General features: G+C 71.0%; 11 protein-coding genes. 7 read left to right on the forward strand and 4 right to left on the reverse strand.

Annotation, left to right across the window (positions count from 1 at the left end; all coding sequences use genetic code 11):
- Nucleotides 1-37 precede the first annotated feature (37 nt).
- Nucleotides 38-751: a hydrogen peroxide-dependent heme synthase gene (hemQ, locus tag OG729_RS09005; protein WP_360869326.1), complete on the reverse strand. Its 714-nt coding sequence runs from the start codon at nucleotides 749-751 to the stop codon at nucleotides 38-40.
- Nucleotides 752-755: 4 nt separating this feature from the next.
- On the reverse strand, nucleotides 756-2,186 hold the full coding sequence (gene hemG, locus OG729_RS09010; RefSeq protein WP_360869328.1) for a protoporphyrinogen oxidase: 1,431 nt from the start codon (nucleotides 2,184-2,186) through the stop codon (nucleotides 756-758).
- 128 nt (nucleotides 2,187-2,314) lie between these two features.
- Here hemG and OG729_RS09015 point away from each other — a divergent pair, with 128 nt between their 5' ends.
- Together OG729_RS09015 and OG729_RS09020 are read left to right on the forward strand one after the other, a co-directional pair.
- Nucleotides 2,315-3,229 (forward strand): DUF4349 domain-containing protein, encoded by a 915-nt coding sequence (locus tag OG729_RS09015; protein ID WP_405805407.1) that lies wholly within the window; start codon nucleotides 2,315-2,317, stop codon nucleotides 3,227-3,229.
- 28 nt (nucleotides 3,230-3,257) lie between these two features.
- Nucleotides 3,258-4,628 carry an FAD-dependent oxidoreductase gene (locus OG729_RS09020; protein ID WP_405805409.1) on the forward strand — a complete coding sequence of 457 codons (1,371 nt, stop codon included), beginning with the start codon at nucleotides 3,258-3,260 and terminating at the stop codon, nucleotides 4,626-4,628.
- A 39-nt stretch (nucleotides 4,629-4,667) separates the two neighbouring features.
- On the opposite strand, the gene OG729_RS09025 is transcribed toward OG729_RS09020, so the two are convergent.
- Nucleotides 4,668-5,789 carry an acyltransferase family protein gene (locus OG729_RS09025; protein WP_405805411.1) on the reverse strand — a complete coding sequence of 374 codons (1,122 nt, stop codon included), beginning with the start codon at nucleotides 5,787-5,789 and terminating at the stop codon, nucleotides 4,668-4,670.
- 244 nt (nucleotides 5,790-6,033) lie between these two features.
- Entirely contained in the window at nucleotides 6,034-7,098 is a 1,065-nt protein-coding gene (hemE, locus tag OG729_RS09030) for a uroporphyrinogen decarboxylase (RefSeq protein WP_405805412.1), read from the reverse strand.
- Nucleotides 7,099-7,190: 92 nt separating this feature from the next.
- Here hemE and OG729_RS09035 point away from each other — a divergent pair, with 92 nt between their 5' ends.
- From OG729_RS09035 to OG729_RS09055, 5 genes are all read left to right on the forward strand, one after another.
- Complete coding sequence (locus OG729_RS09035; protein ID WP_360869342.1) at nucleotides 7,191-7,862, forward strand: DUF3000 domain-containing protein; 672 nt, start codon at nucleotides 7,191-7,193, stop codon at nucleotides 7,860-7,862.
- 320 nt (nucleotides 7,863-8,182) lie between these two features.
- Nucleotides 8,183-8,845: a response regulator transcription factor gene (locus OG729_RS09040; protein ID WP_108153209.1), complete on the forward strand. Its 663-nt coding sequence runs from the start codon at nucleotides 8,183-8,185 to the stop codon at nucleotides 8,843-8,845.
- Nucleotides 8,846-8,924: 79 nt separating this feature from the next.
- Complete coding sequence (locus OG729_RS09045; RefSeq protein ID WP_360869344.1) at nucleotides 8,925-10,202, forward strand: ribonuclease D; 1,278 nt, start codon at nucleotides 8,925-8,927, stop codon at nucleotides 10,200-10,202.
- Nucleotides 10,203-10,479: 277 nt separating this feature from the next.
- On the forward strand, nucleotides 10,480-11,700 hold the full coding sequence (locus tag OG729_RS09050; protein ID WP_360869347.1) for an acetyl-CoA C-acyltransferase: 1,221 nt from the start codon (nucleotides 10,480-10,482) through the stop codon (nucleotides 11,698-11,700).
- Nucleotides 11,697-13,832 carry a 3-hydroxyacyl-CoA dehydrogenase NAD-binding domain-containing protein gene (locus tag OG729_RS09055; protein WP_360869350.1) on the forward strand — a complete coding sequence of 712 codons (2,136 nt, stop codon included), beginning with the start codon at nucleotides 11,697-11,699 and terminating at the stop codon, nucleotides 13,830-13,832. The genes OG729_RS09050 and OG729_RS09055 overlap by 4 nt, the downstream gene beginning before the upstream one ends.
- Nucleotides 13,833-13,845: the final 13 nt, after the last annotated feature.

The following is a 13,845-nucleotide window of genomic DNA, read 5'->3' on the forward strand; positions in this document are numbered from 1 at the left end:
CCGGGGGACAACCCCCGGACCCCCGGCCGGGAGTCGCTCAGGCGAGCCCCGCCACCAGCTCCGCAACCGACCTGCGCCGCCCCGTGTAGAACGGGACCTCTTCGCGGACGTGCATACGCGCCTCGGAGGCGCGCAGATGGCGCATGAGGTCGACGATGCGGTACAGCTCGTCCGCCTCGAAGGCCAGGATCCACTCGTAGTCGCCGAGCGAGAACGACGCCACCGTGTTGGCCCGCACGTCCGGGTAGCCGCGCGCCATCTTGCCGTGGTCGGCCAGCATCCGCCGGCGGTCCTCGTCGGGCAGCAGGTACCAGTCGTAGGAGCGCACAAAGGGGTAGACCGAGACATAGTTGCGCGGCGTCTCGTCGGCCAGGAAGGCCGGGATGTGCGACTTGTTGAACTCGGCGGGGCGGTGCAGCGCCATGTTCGACCAGACCGGCTCGAGCGCGCGCCCCAGCTTGGTGCGGCGGAAGAGGTTGTACGCCTCCTGCAGCTCGTCCGCGGTCTCGGCGTGCCACCAGATCATGAGGTCGGCGTCGGCGCGCAGCCCCGAGACGTCGTACGTACCACGCACGGTGACGTCCTTGGCGGCGAGCTGGTCGAACAGCTCCTGGACCTCGTCGGCGTAACCGGCCCGGTCCTCGGGCAGCACGTCGCGCAGCTTGAAGACGGACCACAGGGTGTACCGGATGACCTCGTTGAGGTCCTTGGCCTTCTTGCCTGCGTTCGGAATCTTTTCGGGCGCACTCATGAGGCTATTCTCCCGCGTCGTCCCCGGTGCCCCGCACCAGGGTGGCCGTGGCGATGATCTCGTCGGCCGCGCGCCGCGCGCTCGCGATGCAGGCGGGGATGCCGACGCCGTCGTACGCGGCCCCGCAGACCCTGAGACCGGGGAGTTTGGCGACCTCGTCACGGATCCGGGCGACCCGGGCGAGATGCCCGACGGGGTACTGCGGCAGCCCGCCGATCCACCGTGTCACCTCGGTGGCCACGGGTCTGGCCGCGAGCCCGGTGGCCGCACCGAGGTCGCTCAGCGATACGCCGACGAGCTCGCTGTCCTCGCGGTGCAGCCACTCCTCCTCGCCGTAGCGCCCGATCGAGGTGCGCAGTACGAAGAGGCCGGACGCGCTCTTGTCGACCCAGCCCCACTTCCGGGTCGAGAACGTGGACGCCTTGATGGTGCGGCCGTCCACGGGCGGTACCAGGAACCCGCTGGCGTCCGGCATCCCGGCCAGGTCGCTGCGCCGGAAGGCCATCGTGACCAGCGCCATCGAGGCGTACTCGACCTGGCCGAGCTCGGCCGCCGCGGCCGGACACTCGGCGGCCAGCAACGCGGCGGCGGACCAGGTGGGGGCCGCGAGCACCACGCCGTCGGCGGCGATGACGAGCTGGTCGGTGCGGATCTGCCAGCCGTCGGCGCCGCGGGTGAGACCGAGGACGGGCGTCTCCATGAGGATCTCGCCGCCCCGTTCGCGTACGGCGTCGGCGACGGCGCCCGGCAGCACGCCGATGCCACCCTCGATGCCCATGAAGACGGGCCCGGCGCTCTGCGGCTCGGCGGCGGCCTGCGCCTGGATGTCACGTACTCCCGCGAGCAGCGAGTCATGGGTCTTCGCCGCCTCGAAGAGCTTGGGGACGGCGGCGCGCATCGAGATGCGGTAGGCGTCGCCCGCGTACACCCCGCCGAGCAACGGCTCCACCAGCCGGTCGACGACCTCGCGGCCGAGGCGCTCCGCGACATACGCGCCGACCGCGACGTCGTCGCCGAGCTCGGCCGGCGGGAGGTCGCGCTCCTGCTCGATGCGGGCGACGCCCTCCGGCGAGATCAGTCCGGCGAGCGCCGCCGGGTCGGCAGGCACGCCCATGACGTGCCCCTTGGGCATGGGGCGCAGGGCGTCGCGCGTCCAGACCGACGCGGTGGTGGCGGCGGGCGGCTGGAGCCGGTCGGCGAGGCCGACGGCGCGGGCCAGTTCGACGCCCTCCGGGCGCCGGGCGAGCATCGACTCGGCGCCGAGGTCGACGGGGGCGCCCTCGATCTCGCCTGCCTGAAGTTTGCCGCCGAGGCGGTCGGTGGCCTCCAGCAGGGTGACACGCACCCCTGCGGAGACCAGCCGGTGGGCGGCCGCGAGGCCGGCGATGCCGCCGCCGATGACGACGACATGACCCGTACGTGTGTCCGCGTTCATGCGCCAACTCTCTCAAACCCCGTACCGAGTCCTGACCGTGACCGCTTCGGGATCGAAAGTCGGCAACCCACGCCGTGGACTCGTACGTCGAACCGGCAACACTCACCACCTGTCCCCGGGGGGCCTGTATGCGTGCACGTCGTACGGTCGCAGCGCTGTTTCTCACCGCCTCACTCGCCCTCGCCGGCTGCAGTGCGGACGACGCCCAGTCCACCGCGGACGCCAAGAGCGCCGCGAAGCCCGCCATGGAGGGCGGCGCGGGCTCCGGCTACGCCGCCGACCAGAACTCCGGCGCGCGGCAGACACCGCCGAAGCAGCCGCTGCTGCCGACTCACATCATCCGCACCGCCGAGCTCGAGGTGGAGGTCAAGGACGGCTCGAAGGCTCTCGCCGCGGCGCGCAGGACGGCCGAGACCGCGGGCGGCCATGTCTCCAACGAGTCCACCGAGCGGCTCGACGACACCCACGTGACCTCGCGAATCGTGCTGCGCGTCCCGCAGGAGAAGTACGACGTGGTCCTTGCCGAGCTGGCGGGCGCCGGAAAACTGATCTCCCGCAAGGCGGACGCCAAGGACGTGACCGACCAGGTCGTCGATGTGGAGAGCCGTATCGCGACGCAGCGGGCGAGCGTGGCCCGGGTGCGGGCGCTGATGGACCGGGCGGACAAGCTCAGCGACGTCGTCACCCTGGAGGGTCAACTGAGCAGCCGCCAGGCGCAGTTGGAGTCGCTGCTGGCGCAGCAGGCGGCGCTCAAGGACCGTACGACGCTGGCGACGATCACCCTGTCGCTCTCCGAGAGCGAGAACAAGGGCCACACGAAGGAGGACGACGGTCCGGGCTTCCTGGACGCGCTGGGCGGCGGCTGGGACGCACTGCTGGCGACCGGCCGGTGGATCGCGGTGGCGATAGGCGCGGTGGCGCCGTTCGCCGCGGTCATCGCCGCGCTGTACGCGCTGTGGCGCTGGGTGCTGCGGCCCCGGCTGCCGAAGCGCCGGGTCGCAGCTGCGGCGCCGGCCCCCGCACCGGGTCCCGAGCAGGACTGAACGGCCGCTCCCCCGTAGCGTGTTCCCCATGGGAGCAGAGCGACTGGTGGTCATCGGGGGCGATGCGGCGGGCATGTCCGCCGCATCGCAGGCACGCAGGCTCAAGGGCCCGGACGAGCTGGAGATCGTCGCGTTCGAGCGCAGCCACTTCAGCTCGTACTCCGCCTGCGGGATTCCGTACTGGGTGGGCGGCGACGTGCCCGAGCGCGACGATCTGATCGCCCGTACGCCTGCCGAGCACCGCGAGCGCGTGATCGACCTCCGCATGCGCACGGAGGTGACGGAGATCGACACCGCGCGCGGCCGGGTGCGCTCCCGCGACCTGGAGAGCGGCGACGAGACGTGGACGGGCTACGACAAGCTGGTGATCGCGACCGGCGCGCGACCGGTCCGTCCGCCGCTGCCGGGCATGGACGCGCCGGGCGTGCACGGTGTGCAGACGCTCGACGACGGCCAGGCGCTGCTTGACAGCCTGGCGCGTACGCAGGGCCGGCGCGCGGTCGTCGTGGGCGCGGGCTACATCGGCGTCGAGATGGCCGAGGCGATGCTGAAGCGCGGCTACGAGGTGACCGTCCTCAACCGCGGCGAACAGCCGATGGCCACCCTCGACCCGGACATGGGCCGCCTGGTGCACGAGGCGATGGACGGCCTCGGCATCACGACGGTCACCGGCGCCGAGGTCACCAAGATCCTCACCGCCGAGGACGGCCGGGTCCGCGCGGTGGCGACCGAGGACGCGGAGTACCCGGCGGACGTCGTGGTCCTCGGCATCGGTGTGGAGCCGGAGACCACCCTCGCCGACGCCGCCGGTCTGCCTCTCGGGGTGTACGGCGGGCTGCTCACCGACCTCGCGATGCGGGTGCGCGGGCACGAGAACATCTGGGCGGGCGGCGACTGTGTGGAGGTACTCGACCTGGTCTCCGGCCGCGAGCGCCATGTTCCACTGGGCACGCACGCCAATAAACACGGCCAGGTCATCGGCGCGAACGTGGGCGGCGGCTACGGCACCTTCCCGGGCGTCGTGGGCACCGCCGTCAGCAAGGTCTGCGAGCTGGAGATCGCCCGCACCGGGCTGCGCGAGAAGGACGCCCGCGAGGTGGGCCTGCAGTACGTCACCGCCACCATCGAGTCGACGAACAGCGCCGGCTACTACCCCGGTGCCGCCCTGATGACGGTGAAGATGCTCGCGGAGCGGCGTACGGGCCGGCTGCTTGGCGTCCAGATCGTCGGCCGCGAAGGCTCCGCGAAGCGGGTGGACATCGCGGCCGTCGCCCTGACCGCAGGCATGACGGTGGAGCAGATGACGGCGCTGGACCTCGGCTACGCGCCGCCGTTCTCGCCGGTCTGGGACCCGGTACTGGTGGCTGCGCGCAGGGCGACGAGGGCGGTCCACGGGTAACTGCGGCAGCCCGAGTTACGGGCAGGGGGGAAGAGCAGGTCAGCGCCCCGCCGGGCCCAGCCGTCTCTCGCCGCGCGCGGTCGCCTCGGACAGCGCGCCGGTGAGCCGACGGCGCAGCAGCCGGCTCACCGGTCGTTCGATCAGCCGGTGCAGCAGCCAGGAGGCCACCAGCATGCCTCCGGTCACCAGCGCGAGCACGGTGTACGGCGGCAGCCGGTGTCCCAGCGCTCTGATGAGCTCCCAGCCGGCGTACTGGTGCAGCAGGTAGAGCGGGTAGGTGATCGCCCCGGCGTACGGCAGCCAGCGCCACTTCATCCAGTCCAGCTTCCCGGTCGCGACCAGGGCCATCACTCCGAAGCAGACGGCAAGGACGGCGACGACCGGCCAGAAGGGGATGCTCTGCTTGAAGTAGCCGAGGCTTCGGCTCCAGGTGTCGTGCGCGGAGGGCAGGGCCGCTCCGAAGCACACCAGCACAATGCCGGTGAGCAGCAGGCTGGGCCGGAAGCGGTACATCAGGAAGAAGGCCATTCCGGCGATGAAGTACCAGCAGTAGTCCGGCATGATCAGCAGCCGGACCACCGAGTCGTCTGACTTGGCGAAGAGCATGCCCGCCGCGGCCCAGACGCTGCAGAAGGCCAGCACGCGTCGGTAGGTCAGGCCCCGCCACGCCATCAGCGCGAACAGGAGATAGAAGCGCAGTTCGGCGAAGAGCGTCCAGTACACCCCGTCGACCTTGCGGACGCCGAGCGGCTCCTCAAGCATGGTGAGGTTGGTCAGCACGTCCGCCACGGGCAGCGGATTCCCGCCACCGGGTATGAGCAGCAGTACGGCGGTGGTGGCCAGGACGGCGAACCAGTAGGCGGGGTACAGCCGGCTCACCCGGGAGACGAAGAAGTCCCCCAGCGACCTGCCCCAGCAGCTCATGCATATGACGAAGCCGCTTATCAGGAAGAAGAGCTCGACGCCCAGCCAGCCGTAGGCGGTATAGGGGAACGCGCCCGGGAAGAGTGCTTCCCCGCGGGTCGTCCAGCCCCCGTAGAGCGCCATGTAGTGGTAGGCCACCACCATCAGCGCGGCCAGCAACCGCATGCCGTCCAGAGCGGACAACCGGCCGACGCGCCGGGGCGCCGTGGTGGGAGCCGGCGCCGGCGCAGGCCGCACACGGGGCAGCGTCAGTGTCGGGGAGTCTTGCACGTGCAAGGGTTCGCCCCCGTTACCTCTTTTGTGGCCCGCTTCACGATTCCCCGTCCCAACAAGCCCCGCACGCGGCTCCCTCCCGTGGTCATTCCTTCACTTACTTGACGGCCTGACCCACCCGCGGCGTTTCATCAGGGGTCGTAAATTTTCTGTGCACCCTGCCACCGGCATGCGCGTTGCGGGGCACCGCCCCCCAGTGGTTGGCCCCTCAGCGCGCGGTCTGCGCGTGGACGTACTCGACGAGACGCGTCAGCGCGTCCGGGTCGGTCGTCGGCAGGACGCCGTGGCCCAGGTTGAAGATGTGCCCCTCGAGCCCGGCCGCGGCGTCCAGCACCTCGCGGGTCTTGGCCTGAACCGCCCGGGTCGAGGAGAAGAGGACCGCCGGGTCCAGGTTGCCCTGGAGCGCCTTGCCCGGGCCGACCCGGCGCGCGGCCTCGTCCAGCGGAACGCGCCAGTCGACGCCGACGACGTCCGCGCCCGCCTCGCCCATCGGGCCGAGCAGTTCGCCGGTCCCCACGCCGAAGTGGATGCGCGGCACTCCGTACGAGGCCACCGCGTCGAAGACCTTGGCGGAGGCGGGCAGCACCGAGCGGCGGTAGTCGGCGGGGGCCAGCGCACCCACCCACGAGTCGAAGAGCTGGACGGCGCTCGCGCCCGCCTCGATCTGCACCTTGAGGAAGGCGGAGGTGATCTCGGCGAGCCGGTCGAGCAGGTCGGCCCAGAGCTGCGGGTCGCCGTACATCAGTGCCTTGGTGTGCTCGTGGTTGCGCGAGGGGCCGCCCTCGACGAGGTAGCTCGCGAGGGTGAAGGGCGCGCCCGCGAAACCGATGAGCGGCGTGGGGCCCAGCTCTCCGGTGAGCATCCCGATGGCCTCGGTGACGTACGAGACGTCCCCGGGCGTCAGATCTCGCAGGCGCGCCAGGTCGGCGCGGCTGCGGATCGGCTCGGCGACGACCGGGCCGACGCCCGGCTTGATGTCGAGGTCGATGCCGATGGCCTTGAGCGGTACGACGATGTCGCTGAAGTAGATCGCGGCGTCGACCTTGTGCCGGCGCACCGGCTGGAGCGTGATCTCGGTGACGAGCTCGGGCCGCATGCAGGACTCGAGCATCGGGATGCCCTCGCGGACCTTGAGGTACTCGGGCAGTGAGCGCCCCGCCTGACGCATGAACCAGACCGGCGTGTGCGACACCGGTTCACGCCTGCACGCCTTCATGAAGGCGGAGTCGTACGTCTTTGTCGGCTGGCCCGTTGGGCTGTCGTTCGCGCTCACGTCCAGAATCTTCGCACGTACACCTGAAGTGGCCGCCCCGGGCCGGGTGTCCCTCCCTGCGCGAAGCCCCCGTTCCGCCTACTCTTCCCCGCATGGCTGCGGCTCAGGGACATTTTTCCGATCATTCCAACGGCGCTGAGGACACGGACAGCGCGGAGGGGAATACCGTCCCGCGCGCGTTCCGGCTGGCGGTCGAGGCGCTGCGGGCAGCGCGGTTGCGCCCGGAGATCGAGGTGGACCCTACGCGCCCGCCGCAACGGCTCGCCCCGCATGCGTACGCCCTTGAGGCAGCGGTCGTCGACGGTGACGACGATCTGGCGGACGGGCGTCTGGTGCTGCTGCACGATCCGGCCGGTCATGAGGCCTGGCAGGGCACCTTCCGGCTGGTGACGCTGGTGCGCGCGGAGCTGGAGCCGGAGATGGCGGCCGATCCACTGCTTCCCGAGGTCTGCTGGTCCTGGCTGACGGGCGCGCTGGAGGCGCGCGGTCTTTCGTACGGGGAGCCGAGCGGCACCGTCACCCGCGCGGGGTCTCACTATTTCGGTGGACTCGCCGAGCGCCGCCCGGCGACGCAGATCGAGATCCGGGCGTCATGGACGCCGCGCGAGGGCCGGGGTGGGGTTCCCGACTCGGCCGCGCACCTTGCGGCCTGGTGCGATCTGCTCTGTCAGATCGCGGGGCTGCCGCCGTCGCCGGCCGGTCCTGCGGACGCGGGGACGGGTGTGGTCTCGCTTCCGCAGCGGCGGGGTCCGCAGCGTCCGTGACCGAAGACCCGGGGCAACAACGGGGAGACTGAGCGGGGGAACGCCGTCGACCGCGGTCGCCCGGTCGCGGCCACCTCGGCCGCCGCGCGCACGCGGGCGCGCACGCCCGTCGGCGCGCCTCGCGCGCGTCCGCCAGACAGCTCGTTCGTAGGATGATCGATCACGCGTCCTAATTGCCCCAATTGTTACTAACCAAATCGTGATCATTCTCTAAAGGCGGGCGGGTTCGCTGCCGAAGAGGTCTGTGACCCTAACTGCACGGTTCGCCCCCGGCTTTCCCCGAGCCGGCTCCGTCCCGCACCTTCCCCCCAGGAGGCCTGGTGTCCGTTCTTCTCGAGCAGCCCGCAAGCCTGGTCGCCTACCGCCCGAACAAGCCGACGGCCATGGTCGTCGTGGCCGACCCGCGCGTCCGCTCCACCGTCACCCGCCACCTGTGGGCACTCGGAGTACGTGACGTCATCGAGGCTTCGTCCATCGCGGAGGCCCGTCCCCGCGTCGGCAACCCGCGCGACATCTGCGTTGCCGACGTCCACCTGCCCGACGGTTCCGGGCTGACCCTGCTGTCCGAGACCCGAGCCGCGGGCTGGCCCAACGGCCTCGCCCTCTCCGCGGCCGACGACATCGGCGCCGTTCGCAACGCACTCGCGGGCGGCGTCAAGGGTTATGTCGTCACCGGCACGCGTACGAACATCGGACACCCGACCCGTCCCGGCGCCGCCCCCATCGGCGCCGCGGCCGGCCGGATGCACCGCCGCCCCCCGGGTGCCCCGAGCCACCCGGGCGGCTACCGCGAGCTCTCCGGCCGTGAGGTCGAGGTGCTCCGTCTGGTTGCGGAGGGCCAGTCCAACAAGGCGATCGGCGTCTCGATGGGCCTGTCCGCGCTGACCGTCAAGAGCCACCTCGCCCGTATCGCACGCAAGCTCGGCACGGGCGACCGCGCCGGGATGGTGGCCGTCGCCCTGCGCACCGGCATCATCCACTGAATCGTTCCCCTGCCCATTCGCGCCCGTCGACGGAACGTTCCGTCGACGGGCGCCGTCAGTTCACGGATACCCTTGACACGTGACCGACGCCCAAGAGACCGCAGCAGAGACCGCACTGCGAACCACCGGGGGCGCTCCCCCGGACGACGTCGAATCGGCGCCGATCCCTTTGTTGGAGCCCCGTGAAGGCATTCCGCCGGTGGTCGCCGACGACGACGCGCTTGCCGAAGTGATCGCCGCCTTCGCCGCCGGCAGCGGCCCCGTCGCCGTTGACGCCGAGCGTGCCTCCGGTTATCGCTACGGGCAGCGGGCCTATCTCGTACAGCTGCGCCGCGAGGGCGCAGGCAGCGCGCTCATCGATCCGGTCGGCTGCCCCGACCTGTCCGGGCTCGGCGAAGCCCTCGCCGGTACGGAGTGGATCCTGCACGCGGCCACCCAGGACCTGCCGTGCCTGCGCGAAATAGGCATGGTCCCCACCCGGCTCTTCGACACCGAGCTGGCCGGGCGGCTCGCGGGCTTTCCGCGGGTGGGGCTCGGCGCGATGGTGGAGTCCGTCCTCGGGTACGCCCTGGAGAAGGGCCACTCGGCGGTCGACTGGTCCACCCGTCCGCTTCCCGAGCCGTGGCTGCGCTATGCCGCGCTCGACGTGGAGCTGCTGATCGATCTGCGCGACGCGCTGGAGAAGGAGCTGGACCGGCAGGGCAAGCTGGAGTGGGCCCGCCAGGAGTTCGAGGCGATCGCCTCGGCCCCGCCGCCGCCCCCGCGCAAGGACCCCTGGCGTCGTACGTCCGGGATGCACAAGGTGCGCCGTCGCCGTCAGATGGCGGTCGTACGGGAGCTGTGGACGGCCCGCGACAAGGTGGCGCAGCGACGCGATGTATCGCCGGGCAAGGTGCTGAGCGACGCCGCGATCGTCGAGGCGGCGCTTACCGTGCCGGCGACTGTGCACGCGCTGACCGCGCTGCCCGGGTTCGGCCACCGGATGGGGCGGCGTCAGCTGGAGCAGTGGCAGGCGGCCGTCGACCGGGCCAGGGCACTGGCCGACGCCGAACTCCCGCAGCCCGGCCAGCCGCTCAACGGCCCGCCGCCGCCGCGCTCCTGGGCCGACAAGGACCCGGCGGCCGCGGCCCGCCTCTCCGCGGCGCGCGCGGCGGTCTCCGCACTCGCCGAGGAGCTGAGCATGCCGCAGGAGAACCTGATCACGCCCGACACGGTGCGCCGGGTCTGCTGGGAGCCGCCGTTCGAGCCGACGCTGGAGGCGGTGTCGGAGGCGCTGGCGGGGCATGGCGCACGCGCGTGGCAGATCGAGCTGGTGGCCCCGCTGCTGACGGACGCGCTGACGGCGACGCCTGCGTAACGGGGCCCGGGTTGACGGCTGTTCCCGGGGGGCTCCGCCCCCGGACCAGCCCCCTACGCCCTGCGGGCGTGGGGGACCCCCAGCGCCTCAATCCGCCGGAGGGGCCCACTCTGAGCCCGTCCGGGGGTCTTGGGGCTTGCCCTCGGTACGTGTGACGTACCGCTCCCGTCCCCAGGGGTGTGCAGGCTGGTTACCCGCAAGTAGCATGAGTCCAGGAAGCGCGCGCTTAGCCGCGCGCCCGCAGCAGTGCCACCCCGCACCCTGGAGGAGAGCCATCGTGCCTCGTACCGTCAGGGACGTCGTCTTCGTCGACGGCGTCCGCACCCCGTTCGGCAAGGCGGGCCCGAAGGGCATTTACCACGAGACCCGTGCCGACGATCTCGTCGTGAAGGCCATCCGGGAGCTGCTGCGGCGCAACCCGGACCTCGACCCCCAGCAGATCGACGAGGTCGCCATCGCCGCGACCACGCAGATCGGTGACCAGGGTCTGACCATCGGCCGGACCGCGGGCATCCTCGCGGGTCTGCCGCAGTCGGTGCCGGGCTACTCCATCGACCGTATGTGTGCCGGCGCCCTGACCGCCGTGACCGCGGTGGCGGGCGGCGTGGCCTTCGGTGCGTACGACGTCGCCATCGCCGGTGGTGTCGAGCACATGGGCCGCCACCCCATGGGTGAGGGCGTCGACCCGAACCCCCGCTTCGTGTCGGAGAAGCTGGTCGACGAGTCCGCCCTCTTCATGGGCATGACCGCGGAGAACCTGCACGACCGCTACCCGCACATCACCAAGCAGCGCGCCGACGAGTACGCCGTGCGCTCGCAGGAGAAGGCCGCCAAGGCGTACGCCAACGGCAAGATCCAGCAGGACCTGGTGCCGATCTCCGTACGCCGGACCAACCCCGAGGCCGGCGAGACCGGCTGGGGCCTGGTCACCGCCGACGAGCCGATGCGCCCGGGCACGACGCTGGAGAGCCTGGCCGGTCTGAAGACGCCGTTCCGTGTGCACGGCCGCGTCACCGCCGGTAACGCCGCCGGTCTCAACGACGGTGCCACCGCGTCGATCATCGCCTCCGAGGACTTCGCGCGCGAGAACAACCTGCCGGTCAAGATGCGCCTGGTCTCGTACGCCTTCGCGGGCGTCGAGCCCGAGGTGATGGGCTACGGCCCGATCCCCGCGACCGAGAAGGCCCTCGCCAAGGCGGGCCTGTCGATCGAGGACATCAACCTCTTCGAGGTCAACGAGGCGTTCGCCGTCCAGGTCCTGGCGTTCCTGGACCACTACGGCATCGCGGACGACGACGCGCGCGTCAACCAGTACGGCGGCGCCATCGCGTTCGGCCACCCGCTCGCCTCCTCCGGTGTGCGTCTGATGACGCAGCTGGCGCGGCAGTTCGAGGAGCAGCCGGAGGTCCGCTACGGCCTCACCACCATGTGCGTCGGCTTCGGCATGGGCGCGACGGTCATCTGGGAGAACCCGCACTTCGACGGAGGCAACAAGTGAGCACCACTGAACTCCTGAAGGGCGCGGCCGAGCTGTTCCCGGACGAGGTCGTCACGCAGGCGCATGTACGCCACCTCGACCTCCCCGCGGGCGCGGGCAAGTTCGCGCTCATCACGCTGGACAACGGCCTGGACCACACCAAGCCGACCACCTTCGGCCCCCAGTCGCTGGCCAACCTGAACGCCGCCATCGACCAGGTCGAGAAGGAAGCGGCTGAGGGCGCGATCGTCGGCGTCGGCATCACCGGCAAGCCGTTCATCTTCGCCGTCGGCGCCGACCTCAAGGGCGTCGAACTGCTGAAGCGGCACGAAGACGCGCTCGCCATCGGCAAGGGCGGCCACGACGTCTTCAAGCGGCTGTCCGCTCTCGCGGTCCCGACGTTCGCGTACTACAACGGCGCGGCGATGGGCGGCGGCGTCGAGGTCGGCCTGCACTGCTCGTACCGCACCATCTCCAAGGCGATCCCGGCCTTCTCGCTGCCCGAGGTCTTCCTCGGCCTCGTCCCCGGCTGGGGCGGCTGCGCGATCCTGCCGAACCTGATCGGCGCGGACCGCGCGGTCTCGGTGATCATCGAGAACTCGCTCAACCAGAACAGGCAGCTGAGGGGCGCCCAGGTCTTCGAGCTCGGCATCGCCGACGCGATCTTCGAGGGCGCGGACTTCCTGGAGCAGTCGCTGATCTGGACGGCGTCCGTCCTCAAGGGCGACATCGCGGTCGAGCGTCCCGAGGTCGACCGTGGCGAGGCCTGGGACCAGGCCGTCGCGCGCGGCCGCTTCATCGCCGACTCCAAGGTGCACGGCGCGGCCCCGGCCGCCTACCGCGCGCTGGACATCATCGCCGCCGCCAAGAACGGCGACCTGCAGGCGGGCTTCGACGCCGAGGACGCCGCCCTCGCGGACCTGATCATGGGCGGCGAGCTGCGCAGCGGCATCTACGCCTTCAACCTGGTGCAGAAGCGCGGCAAGCGCCCGGCCGGTGCGCCGGACAAGTCGCTCGCCCGCCCGGTCACCAAGGTCGGCGTCGTCGGCGCAGGTCTGATGGCCTCGCAGCTGGCGCTGCTCTTCCTGCGCCGCCTCGAGGTGCCGGTCGTGCTGACCGACATCGACCAGGAGCGCGTCGACAAGGGTGTGGGCTACGTCCACGCCGAGATCGAGAAGCTGCTCGGCAAGGGCCGTATCAACCAGGACAAGGCCAACCGCCTCAAGGCCCTGGTCACCGGTGTGCTGGACAAGGCCGAGGGCTTCTTTGACGCCGACTTCATCATTGAGGCCGTCTTCGAGGAGATCGGCGTCAAGCAGCAGGTGTTCGCGGAGGTCGAGGCGGTCGCCCCGGCGCACGCGATCCTCGCCACCAACACCTCCTCGCTGTCGGTCACCGAGATGGCATCGAAGCTGAACCACCCGGAGCGCGTGGTCGGCTTCCACTTCTTCAACCCGGTCGCGGTCCTCCCGCTGCTGGAGATCGTCCGCGGTGAGAAGACGGACGACGCGTCCCTCGCCACCGCCTTCGGTGTCGCGAAGAAGCTGAAGAAGACCGCAGTGCTGGTCAAGGACGCCCCGGCCTTCGTGGTCAACCGCGTCCTGACGCGCTTCATGGGCGAGATCCAGAACGTCATCGACGAGGGCACCCCCGTCGAGGTCGCCGAGAAGGCCGTCGAGCCGCTGGGTCTGCCGATGTCGCCGCTGGTTCTGCTGGAGCTGGTGGGCCCGGCGATCGGCCTGCACGTCTCCGAGACCCTCAACCGGGCCTTCCCGGACCGTTTCACGGTCTCCGAGAACCTGGCCGCCGTCGTCAAGGCGGGCAAGCGCGGCTTCTACGTCTACTCCGCGGAGAACAACTTCAAGCCGGAGCTGGACCCGGAGGTCTCCGCCCTCCTCAAGCAGGGCGATGTCGTCCTGACCGAGGAGGAGACCCGCGAGCGCGTGCTGAACGCGGTCGCGCAGGAGATCGGTCTGATGCTGGACGAGGGTGTCGTGGCCGAGCCCCAGGACATCGACCTCTGCCTGATCACGGGTGCCGGCTGGCCCTTCCACCTGGGCGGCATCACGCCGTACCTGGACCGTGAGGGTGTCTCCCAGCGGGTGAACGGCAAGCCGTTCCTGGCGCAGGGCGTCGCGAGCGTCCCGGCGTAACGCGTCAAACAGG

This window comes from Streptomyces sp. NBC_00210, assembly GCF_045160975.1.
Classification (GTDB): domain Bacteria; phylum Actinomycetota; class Actinomycetes; order Streptomycetales; family Streptomycetaceae; genus Streptomyces.